The organism is Pirellulaceae bacterium (assembly GCA_029243025.1).
In the GTDB taxonomy this organism is placed as follows: domain Bacteria; phylum Planctomycetota; class Planctomycetia; order Pirellulales; family Pirellulaceae.
Genome location: JAQWSU010000022.1, coordinates 1 through 25,634, shown reverse-complemented (window position 1 = coordinate 25,634; position 25,634 = coordinate 1). Strand labels below are relative to the sequence as shown.

Annotated in this window: 13 protein-coding genes and 1 rRNA gene; 6 read left to right on the top strand and 8 right to left on the bottom strand. The window is 53.0% G+C overall.

Annotated features, from left to right (window positions below; genetic code table 11):
- Positions 1-681 (top strand): hypothetical protein, encoded by a 681-nt coding sequence (locus P8N76_10065; protein ID MDG2382007.1) that lies wholly within the window; start codon positions 1-3, stop codon positions 679-681.
- Positions 682-773: 92 nt separating this feature from the next.
- Positions 774-1,706, top strand: coding sequence for a PDZ domain-containing protein (locus P8N76_10060; protein MDG2382006.1), 933 nt, complete (start codon positions 774-776; stop codon positions 1,704-1,706).
- Between the two features lie 18 nt (positions 1,707-1,724).
- Here P8N76_10060 and rimI read toward each other — a convergent pair whose 3' ends face one another.
- From rimI to pilM, 7 genes are all read right to left on the bottom strand, one after another.
- Complete coding sequence (gene rimI, locus P8N76_10055) at positions 1,725-2,246, bottom strand: ribosomal protein S18-alanine N-acetyltransferase (GenBank protein MDG2382005.1); 522 nt, start codon at positions 2,244-2,246, stop codon at positions 1,725-1,727.
- 611 nt (positions 2,247-2,857) lie between these two features.
- Positions 2,858-4,141, bottom strand: a complete 1,284-nt coding sequence (locus tag P8N76_10050; protein MDG2382004.1) for an amidohydrolase family protein — start codon at positions 4,139-4,141, stop codon at positions 2,858-2,860.
- Between the two features lie 44 nt (positions 4,142-4,185).
- Positions 4,186-7,368, bottom strand: a complete 3,183-nt coding sequence (locus P8N76_10045; protein ID MDG2382003.1) for an amidohydrolase family protein — start codon at positions 7,366-7,368, stop codon at positions 4,186-4,188.
- Between the two features lie 307 nt (positions 7,369-7,675).
- Positions 7,676-11,284: a general secretion pathway protein GspD gene (locus P8N76_10040; protein MDG2382002.1), complete on the bottom strand. Its 3,609-nt coding sequence runs from the start codon at positions 11,282-11,284 to the stop codon at positions 7,676-7,678.
- A gap of 321 nt (positions 11,285-11,605) precedes the next feature.
- The gene (locus tag P8N76_10035) at positions 11,606-13,612 is read right to left on the bottom strand and encodes a hypothetical protein (protein ID MDG2382001.1); all 2,007 of its coding nucleotides are present in this window, start codon (positions 13,610-13,612) and stop codon (positions 11,606-11,608) included.
- A 39-nt stretch (positions 13,613-13,651) separates the two neighbouring features.
- The gene (locus P8N76_10030; protein MDG2382000.1) at positions 13,652-15,058 is read right to left on the bottom strand and encodes a hypothetical protein; all 1,407 of its coding nucleotides are present in this window, start codon (positions 15,056-15,058) and stop codon (positions 13,652-13,654) included.
- Between the two features lie 2 nt (positions 15,059-15,060).
- Positions 15,061-17,280 carry a type IV pilus assembly protein PilM gene (gene pilM / locus P8N76_10025; protein MDG2381999.1) on the bottom strand — a complete coding sequence of 740 codons (2,220 nt, stop codon included), beginning with the start codon at positions 17,278-17,280 and terminating at the stop codon, positions 15,061-15,063.
- 410 nt (positions 17,281-17,690) lie between these two features.
- On the opposite strand from pilM, the gene P8N76_10020 reads away from it, so the two are divergent.
- From P8N76_10020 to P8N76_10010, 3 genes are all read left to right on the top strand, one after another.
- Entirely contained in the window at positions 17,691-20,474 is a 2,784-nt protein-coding gene (locus P8N76_10020; GenBank protein ID MDG2381998.1) for a hypothetical protein, read from the top strand.
- Positions 20,475-20,506: 32 nt separating this feature from the next.
- Complete coding sequence (gene cmk, locus P8N76_10015; protein MDG2381997.1) at positions 20,507-21,148, top strand: (d)CMP kinase; 642 nt, start codon at positions 20,507-20,509, stop codon at positions 21,146-21,148.
- 63 nt (positions 21,149-21,211) lie between these two features.
- Positions 21,212-22,258, top strand: a complete 1,047-nt coding sequence (locus P8N76_10010) for a WYL domain-containing protein (protein ID MDG2381996.1) — start codon at positions 21,212-21,214, stop codon at positions 22,256-22,258.
- Between the two features lie 27 nt (positions 22,259-22,285).
- Here the strand turns inward: P8N76_10010 and P8N76_10005 are convergent, their stop codons facing one another.
- The gene (locus P8N76_10005; protein MDG2381995.1) at positions 22,286-22,723 is read right to left on the bottom strand and encodes a gamma-glutamylcyclotransferase; all 438 of its coding nucleotides are present in this window, start codon (positions 22,721-22,723) and stop codon (positions 22,286-22,288) included.
- A 2,214-nt stretch (positions 22,724-24,937) separates the two neighbouring features.
- On the opposite strand from P8N76_10005, the gene P8N76_10000 reads away from it, so the two are divergent.
- Positions 24,938-25,634: ribosomal RNA gene (locus P8N76_10000) — 16S ribosomal RNA — on the top strand; the annotation flags it as partial.

The following is a 25,634-nucleotide window of genomic DNA, read 5'->3' as shown; positions in this document are numbered from 1 at the left end:
ATGTCAAATCGTGAAATTACGGATGCCATCATTGATCGCATGGTCGACGGTGAGCTGAATGAAAACGAACAGCGTGAACTGCTGATGGCCTGCGACCAACAACCAGAACACTGGCGAGAAATGGCACTCGCTTATGTCGAATCACAAACATGGCGCGACGAGTTTTCGATATGGTCAGCGGCCGCAGTCGAAGAAGATATCGTAGAAGAACAAAAGGAAGAATCCGTCCTCCAACTTGCGAATGCTCCGGCACGCTTCTCAACTCGAGCAGGAATCACGCCTTGGAGAGTTTTGAATGTTGCAGCCATGCTGCTTCTCTCGCTTACGGTGGGCTACGGCATAGGCACATTTGAATTTCCAGCAAGCAAGCCTTCGTCCTCAAACATCGCTATTTCCCCCAACAACAAAACAAATCCGGCTGAACAAGTCGTTGTCTGGGTGCCTAATCAGACGGGGGATGGTTTGAATCCGATGAGTGTTCCAGTACAAAATGTCGGCAATCTGGATAGCCAACAGCTGGCCAAACAAAACCAAATGTCATCGGAAGTTCTACAGGCTCTTGAAAGTAAAGGCCACGATGTCACACGAGAACGAACCTGGCATCCCGTACAACTCCAGGATGGACGAGGAGCATTTGTCCCAACGGATAATCTGAATGTCCAATTCACGGGTTACCAATAGGTACAGATAATTTTTTTACGTTTAGCATCAGACCAATCAACCGTAACCGGACCGTACACAACCGCTCCATCTTGTTTGAAGGCACGCGAAACATGCCTTGGTCATCCATTAAGCAATTTCAGACGCCCCCGCTGCTAATTGCCATCATGCTCCTAGCTACCGTCTCAGTAGTGACAGCTGAGGATACCGAGGCTCCGTTACCACAGCCTCTCTCAAAAGAACAACTCACCATGCCGGCACCAATCTCGTACTGGATCGGTGTGCGCTGCACCAACACGGGTACTCCCAACAATCTCAAAGTAATTGTGGCTGATGTGATACCCAAAGCGCCCGCTGCGACCGCTGGCATTGTTTCGGGAGATGAAATCGTATCCGTCGATGCGACACCGTTGGCCTCGGTCGAGCAATTGGGACGGCTGGTCGAGCGCAGCAACGGCAAGCGACTTTCTGTGCAAATCCGTCGAAAAGAGACACTCATCAATGTTCAGCTAAAGCCGACGAACCGCACCTCAATTAACTACACAATCCCGTCCGGTATGAACTCCGAGGAAATGGCGAGTTGGATCGAGAAGCAAGCGAGTAGCGGTTTTGGCCCCGGGATCAATCTGAGATTCATGAATCCAGGCATCGTACTACCAACGCCAAAACCTGAATTCCCCTTAGGCATTGAATTCCGAATCAGCCGCGTTGGAACTCGAACTCAAATCGCAGTGCGAAAAGGTGGCAATGAGTGGATCGTCACACCCGAGTCAATTGACACGCTACCGCCAGAAACACAGAGATGGGCGACTCAGCTTCAACACTTGGCATCCGGCCAGCACGCTTTCATCCACTCCATGCCCACCGGACTGAACTTTCTACTACCGCCGCCCCAACGTGATCGGAAAGGTGACACAACGAGTACCGATCTAGAAGCCGAGAATAAGAAACTGGCCGGAGACATCCGAGCCATGAATCAACGGATGGAGCGACTGCAGCAAATCATTCGAACGCTGCAGTCTCAGCAAACGGATTCCAACAATTGAGCGTTGGTGATCGCTCGCCTACCCTGCCAACCGGGAAATCCGATTAACTGGCTGCAAAGCTTCATGCAGTGTCGGTTTGTAACGACTCTCCATCAGGTAGGCATCTTCCGTTGTGTCCTCGTAGAAATCCCGCAAGACGGATACAGCTCGAAAACCACAACTGCGAAAAAACAGTTGGGCATCCAAATTCGTTTCGCGAATCTCCAGCAAGATGCGAGTGCGGCGTTGATGGGACAACTTCCCAACAAGCTTATGGGTCATTTGCCCACCCACTCCCTTGCGACGAAAATCACCGTGAACCGCGAAATTCAAAACGTGCAATCGCGTCTTGTGCAATTCATAAATCATGAACCCGACAATCCGCTCGTCACGTTCGGCAACCATGCCGATACAATTACGTTGACGTAGGCAGCGAATAAAGTCTTCCTCAGACCACGGGAACTCAAAACTTCGATTCTCGATTTCCAGTATCTCTGGCATATCTCGCCGGATCATCCAGCGGATGTGAACTCGCAAGTCCTGCACGCCATCGAGACTCATACGCCAACCTCCGTGTAATAGCAACCGTTTGCTGGAACTAACAACAGTTGCTCAATCGTTCGGACCGTTGTCCGATTTCAAGTATGGGGTAATGGAGTTCAAGTGACCAGGAATTAATCGCCATGCATCGATGCATGTCAGCAAACAACTTAGTTCAGAGTTTAACCAGAAACGCATCACCCAGAACCCTGCCAGTTGTTCAACTCGTCGCCCGAATTCCTTTTAAAGCACTCTCTCCTAGAAAAACTTTGACGCTCCCTGAAGTCCGGACATTAACAAAAGCCGGTTCAGCTGCCAAGACGAACTCCATCTCTTCCTCAGCAGGATTCCCGTCATCCGAGGACACAATGAAGTGCTGGATGATCGCAAAGCCGATTGAAGGGAGTGTCAAAGATGAGTCAATACAGATTCCTCCGATGTTTTCGCATGCTACAAGTGAAAGCAGACAGCCGCTCAAGAGACGACAGCAACAGCTTGCAGCGAGCCGAACCAAGTAAAAAAACGCCGGCCACCAACAACGGAAGCGATTTTTTCTTCAGACGTTGACCTTGACTCGCTCGGATCGATCCTCGAACGCCGCCCCCTCCAAGGAGCCCACGTCAATCGCCAGTTCAGTCCTGCAATCGCTGGTATTTGATACGATACTTTTTCCAGAGCCGAGTATGCCGGCTGTTCAAGTCGACTGATCGTCCTTGAATGAACGCCCGCTCAACTTGACTTTCGGTATCCAAAGGATTGCCGGTCGTGAGAATCATCGTTGCATCCTTACCAGGCTCCAACGACCCAACGTGTTCATGAACACCGAGAATTTGAGCAGGGTAGAGGGTGATTGCTTTCAAAGCTTCATCCTTCGGCAAACCGTAGGCGACCGCAGTGGCGGCATGGTAGGGCAAGTTCCGCAAACTCGCGGCGCTAAACCGCCCGACACCCGCAATACAGAATTGGACGCCAGCAGCTCGCAAACGTTCCGGCAAAGTATAGGAGGCGTCAAACGGATCGGACCGTCGTCGAGGCAAACGATAGACGGCGCTGAGAATCACGGGCACATCGTTTTCTTTCAACAACCGTGCACAATGATGCGAGTCATACCCACCGTAAATCACCAATTTCAAGTTTCGCTCCGCAGCAAATGCTACGGCCGATTGTATTTGCAGAGCCGTATCTGCATGAACAATGAGTGGGAGTTCTTGATTGATGACCGGCAGCATCGCTTCCAATCGGACATCGACAGGGCCATTGACTGCGGCAACGCGCCGATAAGCTTCTGCCGCCTTGAAAACGTCTCGCAGTGCTTTCAGATGATCGGGCGAATTCGCGCCCGATTTATCGTTCGCATGAGGGGCGCTCATTCGTGGCCATTGCACATGCATTCCCGTCGGAGCCTGCAGGGTCATGTCTTCCCAAGTCCAACCGTCAAGTTGCAACACGGCCGAAGTGCCCGACAAAAGTCCTCCCTTAGGAACCGCTAGAGACAAAAGCACACCATTGGCACGAGTAACAGGAATCACTTCGCTGTCTGGATTCACAGCCACCTGCGCCTTCGCGTTAGGGTTGAGCGAGCCAACTTCTTGGCTATCATCGGTCGCTCGAATCGAGTTAATTTCGATGAGTCCGATTTGTCCACCTGCGTTGAACAAACCAGGATACACCTGCTTTCCAACACCATCGATGAGCTGTGCATCTTCGGGAATTTGCACGTCGACTCCCAACGCAACAATCTTTCCTTCTGCAAACAGAATGGTTGCAGAAGAAATGGGTTCGGAAGAAACAGGATGAATCGTCGCATTGACGATCGCAATCGGCGCAGCCTGATCTCCGCCTGGAATCTCGGGCGATGCACAGGCCACACTCGCCATCCCGAACAAGATGCCGTGGATGATTCCGACTATTCTCATTTGCGTAATCATAGTTCGATCAATTCATAAGAAAGCTGACGACGTCAATTCGAACGAAAATGACCTCGACAGTAAATGTTGACACGAGGCCAGAGATCACGTTCACGAGCTTGTTTGTCACTCGCCTTTTGCATCTTCTCACCGGCAACCAAGATTTTTTGAATCAATGAAGACCGCATCTCCGACCACTTCTTTCGCTGGGAACGATCCTCGGTGATGTCAAAATACTTGCGACCATCCAGCCAAGTTTGTTCGCAACGACTCAATGTCGACAAGGGAGAGTCACTCCAAACGACAAAGTCGGCATGCTTCCCCGCCTCCAGGGAACCAACGTAGTCTTCGATTCTGAGTTGCTTAGCCGGATTGAGTGTTACAAACTGCAAGGCATCCTCCGGCGCAACGCCCCCATACTTCACTGCCTTGGCTGCCTCATGATTTAGGTGGCGAGCCAACTCTTGATCATCGGAGTTGAACGAGACAACAATTCCCATGTCGTGCATTAATGCACCGTTGTATGGAATCGCATCATAAACCTCGATCTTGTATGCCCACCAATCTGAAAATGCCGAAGCCATGGCACCATGGCGTTTCATCACCTCTGCAACTTTGTATCCTTCAAGAATATGCTGCAAGGTTCCAATCCGAATCTGAAACATTTCAAGGGTTCGCAACAACGCTAAAATCTCATCCTGTCGATAGCTATGACAGTGAATCCAGCGTTCCCCCTCCAAGATTTCAACCAGAGCGTCAAGCTCCAAATCTCGACGAGGCGGTAAACCACGATGAGTGTTTTGCCACTCAATTCCGCGATCGCGATACTGCCTCGCTGCGAGAAACGCATCGCGAACAATCTGCTCAACGCCCATGCGGGACTTGGGATAGCGCGTGTTATAACCGCTGCCCCAATTGCTTTGCTTAACGTTTTCACCCAACGCGAATTTTATGCCAGTCGGGGCGGTCGCGAACTTCATCTCTTCCGGTGTGGCACCCCATCGAAGTTTGATCACTTGATTTTGCCCACCAATTGGGTTGGCTGAACCATGTAGGATGTTCGAGGTCGTGACACCTCCCGCCAGTTGCCGGTAAATGGAAATGTCGCGAGCATCGATAAAGTCTCCGATCCGCACTTCGGCCGTGATCGCTTGACCACTTTCATTTACCCCACCATCAGTCGCCATATGGGAGTGGCAGTCGATAATCCCTGGTGAGATGTGCTTGCCGGTGCAGTCGATCACCACTGCCGAATCGGGTAAGGCATCTGTGCGGGACTGAATACGCTCGATCAAACCAGCTCGAACAAGTAATGTGGCATTCTCAACAATTCCTTGCGGACCGCAGCTCCAAACCGTCGCGTTCGTCAATGCCAGCAGCGCAGGTTGCTCGGGTTTTTCAAGTCGCCCGAAAGCGCCCAATGGCCGATTGACGGGATAGCTCGCCATTGACGCCTCGCCAGCAGCTTCCGGCTCGGCTTGCTCAGCACTCGCCTCAGCCGCCGCTTCTCTATCCACTTCACTCACCGTGTCGTCTGATACAACCGCCTTTTCCTCGGTATCCCCATCAGAGCTTTCGTCAGCAACCTCCTCTGTCTTGTCCTCTGTCTTGTCTGGCTGAGCAACAAAAGCGATCTCCTTGCCGCTCGGCAAAACAATGCGTCCGTCAAGTCGCCAACTCTGATTGGCACCAGGCATGACCACCGCCGAAAACAACCCGAGACCCGATTCGCCAAAGGAGTCCGCATTCAGGGTAGCCGTCAGGTGCAGATCCTGCATTTTGATTTTCTTGAGCGGCTGGGGCTTTTTCCCTTCCTGCGTTGAATCCCAATTGATCTTCAATGCTGCCGGCTTCCCGGAAATATCCAAGGCGGCTGACCGTTCCCTCCCTTCAACTTTCACCTTCCAAGTACCTCGCAAATCACGAGGCTCTTCGGGGGTTACTTCGTAGCGTTTCCCACCGACCCAGGTTGAGATAACCTTTGCTTTTTCTTCCAACAGCCGGCCATCGGCCACGCACAAATTGGCGAGTTTCCCTTCCGCAATCGAACCAACTTTATTTTGCACGCCAAACAATCGTGCTGGCATGATGGTCATTGCTCTCAACGCTTCTGCGGCGGGTAACCCACGCTGAACAGCCTTTCGCACTGCGCTCAGGAACTCCGACTTATTCTTAAGCCCGTGGCTCGTGAAGGCGAAAGAAATACCAGCTTGCTGCAACCGCGCGGCATTCTCAGGTGCATGATCCCAATGCATCAAGTCCTCCAGAGTTACTTCTCGAGCGGCCTCTACGGTAGCCACATTGGGAGGCGCCGGAAAATTCAACGGAAGAATAATCACGCGACGAGTTTGCCGCACATCGCTGATGCGTCGATATTCTTCGCCTGATCCCAAAATGGCAACATTCAAACCAAATTCCTTGCCGATTGCATCTGCACGCAGCAGATACTGTTCGTCAGGAGCCGCTAGCAGCACAAGTTGGTTGCCATTAATCGCGGGTTGCAGAGCCTCCAAAGCAACATTGGTCTCTGGCTTTTCCACCCCAGCCTGAGAATGAAAGACTTGCCAGGCTTCGCGATACCAATGCGCGTCGTAGAGAGTCTGTCTCAGAAGTGCAACAGCCCCCATCGGGGAATTCGGATAAGATTTCCGAGATCCTGATCGCGGCACCGTCAACATTGCGTGCATGGCAACATGATCAGCTAACAGCGATCGATCTCCCCCATCATCCGAGGTGGTGACCAACGCACTGGTGCCTTTAATAATACCGCTCTTGGGAGCAACCAATCGAGTCGTAATCCCCTGTGACCGCAGCTGCTTGTTGATTCCGATATCTTTTGCATAGGCAACCGCGGCATCTCGTTGAGCTTGAACATACAGATTCCAATGAGCCGCACCTCGATCGACCGGTTGCGCGGGAACCTCCAACTCAGAAAACGCATCGATGAATCCGGGGTAAATGGTATGTCCTGTCAGATCTTTTACTTCTGCCTCCATCGGAATAACTACGCCGACGCCCACCGCTTCGATCACCATGCCACGAATGACCAACGTCGCCTTTTCCAGGACTTGCCCCGGAGCAAGCACGATACGCGCATTGGTCAGAGCATGCAGACGGGGTGGATTCTCATGCAATCCGGCAACAGGCCTCGTCGAATCATCTTCGGCAAGCAAACCGAAAACAGGCGTAATGGCCAATACAAACAGCACCAATCCCGATCGAATCGCGAGCAGCATTCGTTGGCTCCTTTAGCAAGACAAATCACGGTGCATCAACATCAGGAAGAAAAGATTGAGCAGACGACTTCATCGCCAAGATCGCTCAAACCATCCGGGAGCGAGCCCCAAGGACTTCAGCGACTACCTTAACATGCCGCGAGACGTTTTTCATCAATCAGCCAGAGAAATCGCAGCGAAGCAGAAGAGGTAATCAAGGGTTTTCATCAGGCGATCGCGACTACCCGAGCGACCTGACGTGAGCGCAACAAAAAAAGCCTGTGGCAAATTAATGCCACAGGCCTTTCTTTTGATTTGACTCGCCTTATTAATTACCCGGCAAGGCGATTCCTAATTTCGATTCCTCTTCTTCCTGAATGATAATTCTGGGGGTAACCATCATCATCAGGCTTTGAGTCGTACGGCCAATGCCAACGTTTTTAAACAGTCGATTGATGTAAGGGAACTTACTCAGCACGGGAACCCCCTGCTCATTTCGTCCCTCTTGCAGACGTTTAATGCCGCCCAACAAGATCGTTCCTCCGTCGGGCACACTGACCGTTGTTGACACACTCGTAAAGGCAAATTGAGGCAACTGCACCGTCGTACCTTCGATAATCTCTTCGGCGTTGTCGTCGAGCGTTTGATCGGGATCGGTCGGATCCGCAACCGCAGTACCCGTGTTCGAGACACGTCGACCTTCGAAGGTGAACTCCTCGACGTCACCGATTTTGCTGAAGAACGGCACCAGCGTGAGCCGCACAAATCGTCGATCATTGGAGACAACCGCTTGAACATTCAGCGATGTCCCTTCACTAAGCACGACAATAATAGGAGCCTGAGCTGCGGCAAAGTCACCAACAACAGGCGTCACACTCGTCACGAACGGTCGTTGGTTCGAGTCATTCACACTCGCCTGTTGACCGTTAAACAAGGTCACCTTGGGAGCCTGTAAGACGTTCGTCCGCTGGTCTCCCTGAGCTGCTTCGATCAAGAAAAACGCTTCGATATCGCTAATGATGGCAAAACCGAATGTGGCCGCACTTCCCGCACTGAAACCGCCAAAGGCAGGCACAGCTTCTCCGAAGCTCCCTTGACTGAACTGTAAGTCGAGGTCGGCAGTCGGATTACCCTGCGGATCCAAACCAATTACGATACTTGGTCCCGAGTCATCATTTGGAACCACCGTCGTGTTGTCATCGATGTCAAAGTCAAAGTCGACGCCGATTCTCTCAAAGAAGTTATCGTTGAGCGTGATGAATCGAACTTCGATCGTCACCTGCAGATCTTGCAAGCGTCGCAATTGTTCCAGCAGATCAGCGATCTGCTGGTGCACTTCCTGAGTCTGACTGACCACCAGACTCAAGTTAGTCGGAAAACCTTGAATCGAGCCTTCACCGCCCACCTCGTCCCACGTTGTGGGAGCAATGGTCGCCGTGATCAATTCGATCAGAGTGTCAAAGTCAGCTTGGGCACCGCCTCCCAGTCCACCCGGGCCAAACCCGATTGGCTGCGGTGAACCACCGGTGTTCGACAGTGCTCCTGATGCGGACATCTGCGCGAGGACCGAATTTGACGCTGATGCACTATTCTGATTATTGGCCATGATCGTCAACGGAACTTGGTTGTAGCCTCCCGTTGAATTCCCAAACCCTTGAGCGTTGTAGGCTTCGCGAATCGCACTCGGCAAGCCCACATTGTAACTCGGTAAGAAGTTCGGGATTGGAATCACCAAATCCGCAACATCGTAGGTATCGACGTACACCTTCGAGGCCCTGATGGTCTCGCTGGTAATTTTGAGTACTTCATCCTGAATCACGTAGCTCAGACTGAACTGCTCTAAAATGATATTCAGAGCACTCTTCAGTTGCACTTCTTGATTCAGGCGTATCGTCACCGGCATATCGCTGGACGCTCCCTCGGCCGTCAAACCTTGGGGATCGATGTAAATGCTGATGCCAACCAGGTCACCCAGATGAGTCAAAACCTCACCGAGCGGCTGCTCACTGAAATCGACCTGCACCTTCTTGCGCAACGCTCGTTGAATTTCAAGTTCCGTATCCGACAATCGTCTCGAGCCTTCTGACATCGCTCGGCGTCGGCGATCCGTTAAATCTTCCCAATACTTGGCGTTGCCATCCTGGGGGAATTCGATCGGATTCCGATCATCGAAGGGGATACCTGCCTGCGACACGCTCATCAAGGCCCCAATGACGCCCTCTTCGCTGCGACTTCGGAGTGACATGTCGACCATCAATCTTTCCGCGAATCGGCTCTTCCAAGCCATCGATTCAACTGTTGGATCTTCAGGATGTAACTCTCTCGCTTGTTTGGCAATCACGACCGCTTCTGAGAAACGCTCTTGATCCATCAGCTTGTTGAATTCGTCCACCATCCGTGTCAATTCATCGTCGACCTGGATCTGATGCAGGCGGCGACGATCTACTTCAGCCAACACGGCTTTGTTGTCTTCATCCAATTCGATACGTGCCCGGTTTTGCTCAATATATTTCTCGGCTTCGTCGATGCTGCGATCGACTCGACCCAGAAGTTGTCGGCGAGCATCTTCCGGAATCTCCGCATCGCTCACCTTAGCACGCAATGTCTTCAGCTGTTCCCAAGCAGCCCGAGGACTGTTGCGAAGCTGGCGGTTAATGACAACTTGTTCTCGAGCAATTTCAGAACTAAAGCGGCGAACCATGGCCTGCTCGCCAGTCGACAATGGACTTGGTGGCGGAACACTTTCGGCACCCGCCGCTCGTGAAAGCTGCAGATTATCCTGTAATCGTTGTCGAATCTGCGGATCTAATTCCGCTTCATACTTCCAAGCTGCTCGGAATCGGTCCCGTGCGGTTGTGAAGTCCCGGTTCTTCACTGCGGCTTCACCTTCACGAATGAGCTTCATTGCCGGTGTGGCTGCAGGCGACCTGTCCGGCGTCGCTTGCACCGTCGATTCAAATTGAGCCACTCGTGCTGCCGGAGCCCGGTCCGCATTGAGGGGGAAGTTAAACGGATTGGGCTCGCCTGGTAGCGGCCGTGTGTTGGATAATTGAGACGGCTCTGATGCTGCTGGACGAACGCGGGAACCATCGGGGATTCCTACTACCGCTTGGCGAACACCCCCGTTATCGATGACTCCACCAGCCGGCACAACAGCCGAACTCTGCATCTGTCGCTTGGCCTTATCAACTTCAAGCAGAACCATCCAAGGTCGGGCTTCTCCCGGCCCAAACTCCGCATCCGGAATTCGCATGGCATGAGCGCGTTGGGCCTGAGTCTCAGCGAAGGCAATGTCACCGCGACTCAGCGAAGCACGTGCACTTGAAAGCAATTGCGAGGCTTGCTGTTTTTTAGCAGTCCAAGGGGAAGCTTTTAACGGAGCAGGTACAGCCGGTTGTGGAGGCTGTGCCCCTACCTTCGGATTCGTGTACGGGTTTTTAATAAACTCCGTTGACCGATTCGGCGACGGCTGGGCGTCGGCATTCAACGGCAACGGTTTGGAGGCCAACTGATTGTCGACCGTCTCTGGCTTCACCGTCTCTGGCTTCACCGTCTCTGGTTTGACTGCACCGTCGACATCCGACGAATCCGTCTTCCGAGCAGACGACGTGTTCGCTGGATCAAGCTTAGCGAGATCGCGACGCACCTTTTCAGGCGTGTCGATGAATCGCTTTAAGAGGCCATCATATTTGACGTCCATCTTTTCCGCTCGCTCCAAGTACCACCTCGCCTGAGCCAGATTTCCATCTTTCATGGCTCCACGAGATCGCCGGAGAAGCTCATCGGCTTCCCGACGACTGCCGGTCGTTGGTGACTGCCCCACAGAGATCTTGGAGATCTGAAATGCGTGGCTCAAGTTGTTGGACTGTGCTTGGCTGAATGTCGTCATCAACATCCAAGCTCCCAGCACACCGCAGCTAATTCGTTTCGCGTCCATCTTCAACGCGACGCTCCTTAAATCGAAATGAAATCCGTTCCGAGGTTTTCGTGCGAACTCTCACTGGTGCCAGCATGCCACTGCAGCCCACTCCTGAGCTACTGGCGAACAACAAAAATTGTTGTTCAGCAAACGTAAATTCGACGTTTCGGAAATGAGGTCTGTCGACGAGTGGCGGTTAAGTACTTGCTGTAGAGAACAGCGTCAAGGGCAAAGCAAAAGAATTGAGAAAGATATCTTTCTCGGGCGCTGCCTTAGAAAGGCGGCTAGCACAGCTCGCTAGCCGCAAGAAAGAGCATAGAACGCGGGAAAACAACAAGATTAACGACGTCGACGATCACGCCGATCGCCCTCGTCTTCGCCAAATCCTGGTTCGGAAAAATCATTCTCGCCACCGCGATCATTTCGGCCGCCGCGATCATTTCGGCCACCGCGATCTCCCCGCCGACCGCCACGACGTTCGCCCTCTTCGTCCTCCTCGGAACGCCTTTGTTGTTCCCGCAACATTTCTTCGTCGGGCGGGATCTCAAAGAATTCAAAATCGCCTCGATCTGCGATTTCACTGTGGAAAGACAAGTTATTGTTTTCATCCATGACCAACACCATTCCAGGTGCTCGCAGCTCAGAGCGACTGAAAGTCCCTTTCGTCTTGAGCGGCTCTCCCCCCGCAATATCAAGTACAACGATGTTCGTTTTGAAGTCGTAATCTCGCAATTTCCGCACCTTAGCAATGGATGGATCAATGACTTCCACTTCGGCGGATGCTTGATTGACGACCGAACCACGTCGAACGGTCAAAACATTCGGGACGTCGTATTTGTTCACAGCGTCCCAGGCGACGCCCATCATTCGCGCCGCAGGTTCATCGGTTGACTTCTTGGGGAGTGCAATCAAGCCACGAGCAGCCGACACGGGACTGGTACTTGGTGACACCACTTTTCCTGCGAAAACCTGGCGTCCGCTGGGTACACGAACCGGTTTCGTTAATGCGCTCCACGGAGACTGCCGCAGATTATTGTCAGGATCGGCCTGCCGGCGGATAATCACTGCCGTTTCACATGCACTGGCGGATGGCATCTCGAAGCCATGCGGATTGTTGGGATCTTCAAGCAACAACCGGGCCCGATACTCGTAAACTTTGCCTGGCTGAACATCAAAGTCAAAGAACCGCAGCATGCCCATCTCGACCTTCAATTGGTTGACAACACTCTCGTCGCCACCCCGTTCAGAAAATTCTTCGTTACTTTCGTCGTTCCGTTCTTCACCTTCACTCCGGCGAGAGACGGACTCGGAGTCAAAAAGACTAAATTCTTCTTCTGCTCCTTGATCGCGAAGATCGTCTCTTGATTCCGTTTCCCGAATAAATCCACTCTGATCGAGTTGGGCATGGGGAATTTTACTATGGACAGCCCATTCGCCAATATCGCGAAAGATAACGGGTGGCAGCGGCATCATCAACGCGCTAATCACGTGCTCCTGCAGGGCAACTTCTTCGGATTTCGATTCCCATTTACGCGGCTCAAGCCGAGCAACCCGAGGCGCATCCAAGCTATTCCATTCCCCTGGTTTCCCGCTCGCATCCAGCTCACGACGCTCAACATCGAGAGCGATATATTGGGGCGAATCGCGTTCAATTCGGTATTCAATCGCCTGTCCAAAAGCGGCACGATAAAGTTCCTGCTGAGCTTTCACGGGAACGAGTCCCGTAATGGAAATGAAATAGCGTGCTTCGGTATCCATTCCGCCTGTCGACTGCCCGCGCAGTCGCTCACTAACCCTATCGGGCAACGATCGGATATCTTCCGACTGGCCGATCAGATTGCCGATCGCTGATCGCCCCCCGTCACCATCTCCTCGAATGGCGATTGCTCCATAGCTCGGGCGAACTTCCAGTTCCAATGGGGCAAGCAGTTCAGGGTCAGCGCGTCGTTGTCTCTGTTCTTGCAGCACGGGATGCATTGGCATCTTCATCGCAAAGTCTTCTGCTTTGAGCGGGCGCGTATCATCGGAGGCAAGTCGGTGAAACTTATCGACTTCTGGATAGCGTACTTGCTTGACCTCAGCCCAAGTGGGTGAATCGATCTTGGAACGTGCATTGTTGATCGCAGACTCAACCTGGGCAGGGCTGGAGTCCAATCCCTCTCGATTCCAGCCTACGTAGATCACGTAGAGCGAGACGAGCACGACGAAGCCAAGCAGTAGTTTTTCACCGTGATTGGCGGCGCCAGTCTTCAAGGAAGCCATCCCGTCGCCGCTTGACTTGCGTTTGCCTTTGGGCTTTGTTTTTTTTTCGCCGCCGCCGTCGTTTTTCTTGAAGCTAAACTTCATCGCCTGATTTCCCATATTTCCGAAAGGAATCTGAGCCGCTTACAAAGATGCCGTCATATCTTCGTCCACTTCATTTCCCAGTTTGGATGCATCCACGGGATTGAAGATATAGACGATGCCAAAAATCTCGATCATTCGGTCGAACGAATCAATACCGGCCAGTTGCTTGGCTGCTGAATTTCGATTCGTGAAGGAATTTGCCGTCTCTTCGCGACCGCCGCCGTTGAACCCGCCGCCGTTGGCGCTCAAGGCGCCCCCTTGGGGGTTAAAACGTAATTGTCTAACCTCAAGTGTGAGTGGCGAATTGGCACATTCAACCAACAACTTGTAAACGTCCCGCTGATCGATCTTGAGACGAATCCGCACTGGAATTCTCTTTGCCACGGCAGCTGAAGCTTCGAGCCCAGCCAGGTCCGCAATCGGCTTATAGTCGATATCTACATATCGATCAGCAACCAACGTTGCGAGCGCATCAGGCTGAGGAGGAGCGCCGCTTTCTGTGTCAAATCCGCCTCGTTCCGAATCCAAACCGCTGACTTCAGGCATGTTGTTAACGTCGGGAATCGTGTCTGCGATTCCTTCTTCGGCACCACCCACGGATTGAGGCACGTGAACTTGAAACGCGGGACGTTCAACGGCGCTACCAATTTGAATAAAACCAATCTCTTTCACAGCAGCTTGCGAGCGAGTTTGCACGTCGCCATTGGTTCGCTTGATGATGTCGATCAGGGTGGCCAACACCCAGAGATCTTCTTGGGCGTAGAGGATTTCAAAAGTAGTCGGCGGTGTATTCCCCCAATCGAATTGGGCTTGGATCTCCGTTTGATTTTGCGGATTCCAAATCACAATTTGCGACTCGTCAATCACCTCACCGGCTGTCGATCTTCCGCGTGGTTCCCGCACAGCCTCACGTGAGGAAGAGAATGCAGAAGCGCCTCCCGAACCTTGACGATTGCTCGCTGGCTGCCACTTGGCACCGATTTCCGCTGCCAGACGAGGAAGCTCGTTCTTAATGTAATTTCCATAACTGCGGCGAAGCGACAAGGTGATTCGTTGTTCACGATTGTTTTTCGGGTCCACCTTCTCGATCGGCCGCATCGCTTCGACTTTTCGGCGAAAATCAGGCGGTAATTGCTCGGGCCACTTCAATTCTTGCTTTTGTCGCTCCCACTTGGTTTCCCATGCCTGCAGGACATTCGCACGACGATCTTTGATTAATTGTCCCATGCCGTCGTGGAATTCGGGATTCGGATGCTTATCCGTCCGACTGACTCCAGCCATTTGATCGACGTAGCTTTTGACCTTCTGCTTGCTTTGCTCAAGCTCGGTGGTCAGTTTTGATGATGACATCATCCAACCGGCAATTCCCAGCCCAAGCAATACGGGTGCGATGAACCAGAAATGCTGTCTCTTAAAGACACCGAAAAATTCTTTCAGTTGGTCCATGATCAAAAATCTCCTGCCACGTCATCGGTGGGATCGTCAGCCGTCTCGGCCTTTTGCCTGGCTTCCAGTCTCTGGCTTGCTCGCGTCTCAATCCACATAAATTGGATGGTGAACTCGTGCGCAGTCACGGGGATGAACTCAGCTTTTTTCGGATCAGTCGGCTGGTTCCCAAAGTTAAACCGACGCCCCTCACCTCCTCCTCGGTTGGCTGCTTGACCAACCGGCGGTTCATAGGCGGGATTCGGCACATTCACCGTGTCATCATGTCCTTCAAGAGCGATCAAGGGACAATGGATGCCGAGTTCCTTCATCGTGAAGGTGGTCACTTCGCCACCCGGTCCGGAGGGAAGATCAACCGAACCATTTTCCAACTCGTTCAAGATCGTATTGACGAGATACTGTGCACCTCGGTTGTAGAAATCATCATTGTGAAAGTGAAATCCATGAACTTGAAACACCCATCCGGGTGTGGCGAAACTTGGCAGATCGGGTTCTTCAACCATCATCCCCGATTCTTCATCGCCAGTATCCTCCGCTTCGAAATCTTCATCTGTTTCCTGCTCTTCGTCGGACACTTCACCGTCTTCCATCGGCTGTTCCGGTGACGGTGCGGCAGCACGTTGTTTGCTGTACTCCAGGTCGCGTAGGAAGCCAAGATAGCGGTCCTTGGCATCCGGCGTGAAGTAGTTCGTCAGGTCGGTGAAATACTGCGAATCGACATACTTAATGAACAGTTCAGGCCGTTTGTCAAAACCACCCTTTCGCACAGCCATCGGATCGGCCGTTTCGTCGCGAGGCAGTGAAGAGTTGAACGCTTTCATCAGTTCAACGACTAGAAAACGAGCGTCCGCACCGCCGACCACTTCGTCGCCGACTTTTTTGAGCGAATCGAATTCCTGCTGCAATGTTTCATCCTGGCTCTTGTATTCGCCACTATTGCTCGCCACCATCTGTACTTTTTGAGCCACAGCACTGAAGTTATCAGCATGAGCCTCTCGCCAGCGATTCCAATGAAACAGGAAATTGAAGGTCACGGCGAGCATGAACACGGCGATTGCGATTAAAGCCCAGGGCTTTTTGCGGCGAATGAGCCGAGCCGTCACCAATTCTCGCGGGATCAAGTTGGTGGACAGTCGCCCCTTGCCGACACCTTGGACACACAGGCCGTACGCGTTGGCAAACGACAATAAATTGTCTTTGAATTTGGGTGTAGAAATCACACTGGCGCCGTCTAAATGGCGATATTCCGATACTTTTCTAATCGGAATCCCCAGATTCTTTTCCACGTAGGGCTGCAGACCGGGGAGCCGCATGGCATTGCCCAAGACGACCCCTTGCTCGATTTTGGCGGTTCGATCAATGCTACGAAAGTAACCAATACTACGCTGCAATTCTTGGACGAAGTCATTAAAGATAGGCCGCATCGCTTGAAAAACGGCTTTAGGATCTTCCGACTGACGCGCGTTTCGCTTGAGATGCTCGGCCTTGGCAAAGGTCAGCTTCATCTCCTTGGTCAATTGCTTGGTGAAGTGACTACCGCCGATCGGCACACTACGTTGCCAAATACGAAATCCGTTCGTGACCACCAGATCGGTGGTGTCGGTTCCCATGGAGATAACCACTACCGAGGGCGGTGGGTTGTCCGGGTCGAATTCCGAGGTATTGGGCAAGCCCTTCATCACCCCGTAGGTCACCGCATTGTAGATCGAGATGGGCGTAAGTTGCACGATGTCCAACTCGATACCCGCATCACGGAACGGCCGCAACGATCGAAAAACCTGCTCACGCTTCATCGCAAACAGACCGACTTCAGTTTCCAACGCCACGCCTTCGTCTTGAAGCCCGCCGAGCAGTGGCTGGTAATCCCAAATCACATCGTCGAGCGAGAAGGGGATTTGCTGCTTCGCTTCGTACTTAACGATGTCAGGAATCTTTTTCGCTTCGACTGGAGGCAATTTAATGAATCGAGTCAGGCCGCTTTGACCAGCGACCGAAATCGCAACCCTCGAATCGCGGACCGAGTTGTTGGATAAGAACTGCTGAAGCGCGTCCTTGACGAGTTCTTCCGGGTTCGCGTCGGGCTGTGTCAGGATCTTGGGATACTCGATGTAATCAAAAGCATCCGCGACAATCGTCTCGCCATCATCACTCAGGCTGCAACGAAGTGCCTTCAGTGCACACTGCCCAATATCAATGCCCCATACAGCATTCGATGTTGCCATAGCAAACTCCCAGACAATCCGAACGATTGCCCTGCGATGCAATTAAGTGTCAACGCTGCTCCAAGAAATAGAGCGAACGTCCAACTGGGAATCAAGAAGTTGAAATGATTCTGTTCCGGTATCTGTTCCGACTCTCTAGTCTATCGAACACAAGGTTACGTTGTCAAACAATTCGGCCTCAGGAAAACCGTCGTAACCTGAATTGATTCAACAACATAGCGTCTTTGACGGTGGCAAGCCCTAGTCGACGGCAACGGTTGCGTCCGATATCCTGAAATTCGATGATGTTCAGAAAAGGTGCCGTGCCGACGACTTTGCACCCGATCGACGGCAGCGCAACGAAAAATCAACCAAGATTCTGCTCGTTGCGTTCGCCTCACGCCCCTTCCCACAACTCGATAATTGAACACATGTCCTTGCAAGAAGCTGCCATTCTCCTCGGTTGTCATGGTTTTGATGACTTTCCGGTTCATCATGAAGGTGAGGCCGCTGAAAGCTTACTGGCCTCCTGGACCGCCTTGTGGCATCCCCAACTAATCGCAGCCATCGGTAAGATGCCCACTTGGCATCGAGTCGACGATCCGCCCTCGGAACGCTGCGGTTGCCTCTGGGTTGTTCCCACACCTTACGCCAATGATCTCGAGCCGAGTCTGGTCAACGATCTGACCGCCCAAGATAGCCTCCTTATCGAATCCCCCCAGGAGAGGGATTCGATCCTCAAGCCGGCGCTTGCCAAATTGAATGCGGGCCCATCGCCGCCTGCCTTAGCCGATGACTTCATGGCTCTAGGCTACGCCTACCTTCAGGTAGAACTGCTCACCCGGCAGATGCGTTATTCGACGACAGTCGAGGAAACGTCTTTCGAACAAAATCTGGTCGCGGCGGCTCGACTCGCAATGAACGGAGAGGAAATTGCGACACGAGAAAAACTCCAGAGCTGTTTTGATTTCCTTGCCCAAGAGCGAGACCATTATTATGCAGTCGATGTTTTCTTAATCGACATCACGCTGCTTGACGCGTCCTTACTTGGCGATCCACTCCTCTCTCAACTTCAAACCATTGCCAAATCCAATTTGATCATGTCGGGCGAAGTGGCCGATCAATTAGCCGCCACCACCGGTGACTCCCTATCCGCGTTGCAGGCAGCGGTCGCGGATCAAAACGCATCGATCATTGGAGGTGATTACCGCGAATTGCCGCTATCGCTGCTGTCGATCGAAACGTTACGAGCCCAGATCAGCCGGAGCGTCCAGGCCCTAGAAGCGACCGCTGGCGTCCGTCCCACGGTTTATGCCCGACGACAGTTCGGACTCACGCCCAGCTTACCTCAACTCCTCAATAAGCTGGGATATCGTGCAGCTCTCCACGCCACCTTCGACGGTGGCCAATTCCCGGAGGCTACGCAGTCGAAATCGCGTTGGGAGGGTAACGGACAAGTCAGCATCGATGCAATTTTGCGTGCCCCGCTAGATGCGACCAACGCTGCGACTTTCTTGAGTTTGGCCAGTAGCATTAGCGACTCGATGGATATGGATCACGTGGCAACTCGCTGTTTTACCCACTGGGCTGGCCAAACCAGCCCCTGGTATCGAGAACTTCAGAGGATTACTCAATACACCCATGCGCTCGGACGCTTCGTCACCCTGGAGGAATACTTTGACGAAACCTACGATCCGGGCATGCACGAGCGATTTACGGCCGACCAATATCGTTCACCTCGCCTCACCCAATGCCCGACCGATCCGATTTCGTCGAGTATCAATTACTGGCGACAGGAGCTATTACTCCAGAGCCTCGTCAGCTGCTCGGGCCTGCAACTGATCATCGACGATCAACCCGAACAGCGCGACCAGTACAAGGAATACCAGAAACTGGCGGAGCGATTTGCACTCACCGGCTTCGACAATCCCGAGTGGCAGGATCAGGAGCCTGAACTGCAACTGGCGTTGGAAAAGGTTGCCCATCAACTGGCCACGCAGCTCAACCCCGTCCAAGTCGCGACAACAGCCGATCGGCTCGCCATCGTGAACCCCCTCGGTTTTCCCCGTCGCACCGCTGTGCTCAATGCGGGCCTATCCCACTGCCCTCCTATCAAGCCGCCCGTTTATGCCAGCGACGAAAAAGACGCTGAGCGGCCCATGGTCGTCGACACACCCAGCATGGGCATCGCCTTTATTGACAGCGCGAAAACAGCCAGCAGCCCGGGGAAATCGCCGGAACTACTCGAGGAAACCACGTTGCGAAACGAGTTTTTCGAGGCGTGCATTGACACGCAAACGGGCGGTCTACGAACCATTCGCGACTATTCCACCCGCGGAAATCGACTCTCCCAGCAGTTAGCCTTTCGTTTCGATCGCCATGGCGGCTACACCCACATGGTCGCCGACTCAGTGCAAACCGTCTGCGTTAATCGCGTGCAAGCGGCGATTGAATCACGAGGCAAGCTAATTGACGACGCCAAAGAAGTGATTGCCGAATTCAGCCAAACGTTTCGGGTGATCCGAGGCAGCCGAGTCCTCGAGGTGGAAACGGAACTACAGCCAACACGCTCCGCAGCCGACGACCGATGGAATTCCTATTTTGCGAGCCGTTTTGCCTGGTCGAATGAAGCCGCAGAGCTTGACCGAGCTTTGAATGGAATTCGCTGTCCATCGACAGGAAAACGGCTCGAAGCGCCGCTATTCATTCAAATCGATGATGGACAGCAGCAAACAGCAATCCTGACCGGAGGCTTACCGTACCATCGCAAGATGGGCATGCGGATGCTTGACAGCTTGCTGATCGTGAAAGGCGAATCGCAGCGCAAATTCAAGTTTGGCATCGGAATCGACCTCAAGCATCCCTTCCGCGAAAGTCAAGCCTTGCTTGCCCCCGACATCATCGTCCCTGATCTCAATGGCGATCATGCGAGCATCTCAAGCTGGTTAATGCACATCGATGCAAAACATGTGCAAATCATTAGCTGGGAACCGTGGCTCGAACAAGATCGGGTTGTCGGTATTCGCCTTCGACTCTGCGAATCGGAGGGACGCCCTGGCCAGGTTCAAATCTCCGCATTCCGTTCGTTTGATTCAGCACGAAAGACCGATTTCCAACAACAAACGCTGACGCAATGCGAAGTCAAAGACGATAAACTGCGATTTCAGATTTCGCCACACGAGTTAACGGAAATCGAGGCGCGTTTCCAAGCTTGACCCAACCTTTTAACCTTTCAAGCAAATCCCCAATGATCATTACGATTGACGGCCCTGCAGGGGCTGGAAAGTCCACCGTGGCACGTCAACTTGCCCAGCGACTGGGTTTTCGCTTCCTTGACACGGGTGCCATGTATCGAGCGGTTGCTCGAGCGGCGATCGAGCGAAAGGTAAAACTGGACGACCAACAAGCCGTTACCAATCTCGTTGATGATCTCACGATTGAGTCGGGCGAAGGCTGGATTCGTGTTAACGGCGAGGATGTCACGAACCAAATCCGGTCACCCGAAGTCACCTCAGCGATCCGACCCGTCGCAGACAATCGAGCCGTTCGCACCTATCTTTCCGAACAGCAGCGACTAGTTGCCGCCGCAGGCAACATCGTCACCGAAGGTCGCGACCAAGGCTCCTTCGTCTTTCCAGATGCCGATCTGAAAATTTTTCTTAACGCGACCCCCCACGAAAGGGCCCGGCGGCGGAAAGAGGAACTCGAGCAACGTGGGAACCAGGTTTCGCTAAATGACATCCTCGAGCAGCAAAACCAACGGGACAAGCAGGATGCCAGCCGACCGATCGGCCGATTGGTCAAAGCCGATGACGCGATCGAAATCATCAGCGACGGGCTGGAAATTGAAGAGGTGATTAATCGCATTGTGGCCCTTATCCCGAAATAACACGACTGTTCCTCCGCCGCAATTCATCACGTTCGCTGACATTTCTTCCCAGATGCTCATTCTATGGCTCGCAACGAACAACTCATTCGTCAGCATAAGTTACTGCAAATCCTCGAACGGTTTCGATTCGGTCGTACACTACCGGAATTGCGAGATGAACTGGTCGACGAGCTTGGACTCTCGTCACTCCACACTCGCAGCGTGCGACGAGACTTGGAGGCCTTACAAGCGGCAGGTATTGATGTTGGCGTTCACGAAACTCAACGAGGTCGAATCTGGAAACTCGGCCCCCTCTTCCGCGGATCCCATAAAATCACCGCCTCTGCCACCGAATTACTGGCTTTCTCACTTGGACGGGACCTGCTGACGCCGTTGGCCGGCACCCCGTTTTGGATCGGCATCGAATCATTTTGGAACAAAATCCGCGATAGCCTTCCCTCCAGCGTCTGGAGCCATTACGAAAAATATCGACAAGTCCTCCACGTGCTGGGCATGCCGGCAAAAAGCTACGAACGACATCAGGGCATGCTAAAGACCATCAATCGATCCATCCTCGAACATCGTGTGGTCGAAATCAGCTACAAGCCGCTCGGCCAAGACCGAGCCTCAAAACGCCAGATCCACCCGTATGGGATCGCATTTTACCATGGCAGCCTCTACGTCATCGCCGACGCCTGCGAGGCGGATGACGCAGATCAACCCATCCGCCACCTCAAACTGGACCGTTTCCGGAAAGCAACCGCGCTCGACAACTGGTTCAAGCCAAGATCCGACTTTCACCTAGAACAACATCTGCGCGAAAGTATCGGAATCTTCAGTGGTGGAAAACTCCGCACCTTCCGGATTCAAGTCAGCGCCTATGCTGCACCTTGGATTGAGGAGGATCCCTGGCATCCCGATCAGAAAATCAAACGACACGCCGACGGGAGCATCATCTTGACCGTCAAGGCCGGACACGATCTGGAAATCATTCCGCGCGTACTCGCTCTCGGATCGGAAGCCGAACTCTTGTCGCCCGCTTCCAGTCGAAATTCGCTGAAAGAAACGATTCGCCGCATGAATCGCACCTATATCGTGAGTGATGCCGGCCGAAAGAGATCGTCGAGTTAACCTGACAATCTCAACTCCACCGGCGACTCAACGGCCCCATTGACACACGTTGCCGTGTGGAATAATTCGGTGGGCCACGCGTTTTAAATGCTCCGCTTCCGAAAAAAAGTAGGCGTAAGCAGCAACGACCGTCGGCTTGCCAACACCGATGATTTCGGCACTCACCCCAGAACCGCCCCAACAAGAAACGATCTGGCGTTGATAGAGATCGTCTGCACGATTCCGATAACCTTCGATTTCATCGAGCACCTTCAGCGTGGCAAGAAGGTCCTGAGGCGCAAACTCCCAGCGCTCACCCAACACCCAGTCATCTCCGCTGATGATCGCCGGATAGGGGCCCAGATCGTACATTTCAGCCCGAACTCGGGCCGCAGCGACCTTCCGAGACGGCAACGGCCAAGCGTTTTCGCGGCACTCCCCCCGCTTCAAGGTTCCATAGACGAAAATGGAATTCGGTCGATTCAATGCTGGATTCTCCACGATCTGGAAATGCGGGGGGAGCGGGACGCGAGTCCCTGGGAAAGCTGCCCCGAACCCGAGGACGACAAGTTAGCAGAAATCAGAGCTTCTTCTCTCCATTTGCCCATTTTCTCTCCATTTGCCCATTCCAAGATCGGACCTCCTTACGAGCAACGGCCGATCAATGAAATCCAGAATGAAATCCAGAATGAAATCCAGAACGCAACTTCAGCTCGAGATCTGAAATTCGGCCAATAACAAAGGGGCACAGCGTGTTCGAGACGAAGCAGGCAGCCCCATTCCCCGGTTCTCAGCAAACACCCAAATGGCGAATCCTTCATTCCTTCCGGCTCGCTAAGCCTAGAGAATCAGGCGAAACAACACATGAAATGATTGAAGCAACTTCAGAGACGTCAATATTGATGGATGCAAAATTCAGATCTTCTGAGCGTCTGTTTCATTCTCTTTTCCATCCATGCGAATCGCCTCAGACTGTGGAACAAGGCCATGACTCGCTCGGCAGCCGAAAAGTCAATTTTCTCAAACAAGTCTCTGCAGATAGATCTTTAGCGCGCCCTACCAAGCCTTCTGACCACGACTGCCTCCTAGTGATTGGGGCGCGGAACACTGGCCGCCAAACAACGCTGATGATGGCCCATTTGCGACTTGGATTCATCAACACAAGCAGCCACATCGTCGGGGAAAATCCATGCATGTGCAGGATGGGATGATCGCAATTTCGGTCTCCTGGGCTCTTCCAAGCAGCCTGGGCAGGGCTTTCATTGGGTTCGGACCAGGCGCCCACTTAAGCACGAACCACATGCCAAACGACCGCGCAAGAATTCAACCGTGGATGAAAGATTTCAAAGACGGCACAGCCGATTCGATACTTGCGTTCTCACGGGGATAAAGATGCTTCGTCCGGAACATGAATCAGGCGTTCCGGATTTAACTGATTTGGTCGATGCAGATGACGGCCGTATTAATAGAACAGCAACCGAGGGAGACCCATTCTTTCTATTTCTAACGGCATGAACGCCATAACCTTTGAGTTCTCATCACTCGGCCTTGCCGCGGACTGGTTGTTTACCGCCGGGCTGCAGAGATGATGAAATTGGAAGCATTTGCCCCAGACGGCCGATTCAGTGGGCAACGACAGCGGATGACGTTTTCACGGCGCTTTCACGGCGCTTTTACGGGGACAACCGCCAAAGATCGTTTTGACAGCTCAATTTCCGATGCAGGCGTCTCCAAATTGATCATCCGTGAGCAAGGGGCCCGTGAGCAAGGGGACAGGCTCAGGATCGCAATAGCCCCTATGACTTTCGCGTTTTCAGAACCGAGCAGCTTCCGTCTGCCACGAATTGCCATTTGCAGCATCTGTCGCCTGCGAGGCTGTTTGGCCGGCTGTTTCTCGGGCAAATCAGCAGCAACGGAGGCTACCCCCTGCAAAACAAACGACAGCCAGCAGCTCGGCGAAATGAATCACCCAAAGGCGATCCGAGCCCGACCGGGGCTTCACCGAGCCGATTTTAGTGGGAACTGCGTGAGCAAAGTTCTGCTCAGCGAAGAGGGCAAACGGCGTCAAGCAACCGAACAGCAACGTTGCCAGGCTTGATCAAGGTCGCGGACAGGACGCGGCTCCAGCAATCGTTCTGGCCGTTGATCTATTCAGCCGATGAAACGAAAGCGAGACGGTCCAATCACCGACTCGAACTCGCTCCTAGCGTGAGCCACCTGCTGTTTTGCGTTGTCGCAATTTGCCGTGTAAGGAAGTAGATCCGAGACCGCTTTTGAAAGCCTACGGGAAGAAAAACGTGACGACCGGTAAGCCAACCGCAGTCACAGCTTGGCTTTGCCGGTGCATCAAAGCGTGCATTTTCACCACGCAGATGGCAATCCAGGAAACTTTTGGCGGTTATACAGACACCCGGCGCAACGTTAACGGGTCGAATTCTTTTTTTTTGCCGATGGGTGTTGACCAGGATCCACAGGCCGCTAATATTACGTGTTCCTGTGAGCGACAAATTGTCCTCAGGGGAAACCAGCTCTTTGACAATTTGGTAGTGACCTCTTGTGAATGTTCTTATTTGAGAATTTGCATAAGGCTATGCGAACCGGTGACTCACCGTTTACCTAATGGTGATGTCACCAAAACAGACTCTCAATTGGCTCGTCATCTGCGATAGTCCGGAAACGGTCTAGCCGCAGTAAGCAATTTAATTGAAGGGTTTGATCCTGGCTCAGAATGAACGTTGGCGGCGTGGATTAGGCATGCAAGTCGAGCGAGAAAGATCCGGTGCTTGCATTGGATCTGGAAAGCGGCGAAAGGGAGAGTAACGCGTAGGGTACCTACCTCCAGGTCTGGGATAGCGGCGGGAAACTGCCGGTAATACTAGATGATGTCCCTGGACCAAAGGTGAGATTCCGCCTGGGGATGGCCCTGCGTCCTATTAGTTTGTTGGTGAGGTAACGGCTCACCAAGGCAAAGATGGGTAGCGGGCGTGAGAGCGTGGCCCGTCTCACTGGGACTGAGACACTGCCCAGACACCTACGGGTGGCTGCAGTCGAGAATCTTCCGCAATGGACGAAAGTCTGACGGAGCGACGCCGCGTGCGGGATGAAGGCCTTCGGGTTGTAAACCGCTGTCAGTGGGGTGGAAATCTTTGGGGGTCATCCCCCTTAGTTGACCTAACCGCAGAGGAAGTCCGGGCTAAGTACGTGCCAGCAGCCGCGGTAATACGTACCGGACAAACGTTATTCGGAATCACTGGGCTTAAAGAGTGCGTAGGCGGTCTAACAGGTGGGGTGTGAAAGCCCACGGCTCAACCGTGGAATTGCGCTCCAAACCGTTAGGCTTGAGGGAGACAGGGGTGAGCGGAACTGATGGTGGAGCGGTGAAATGCGTTGATATCAT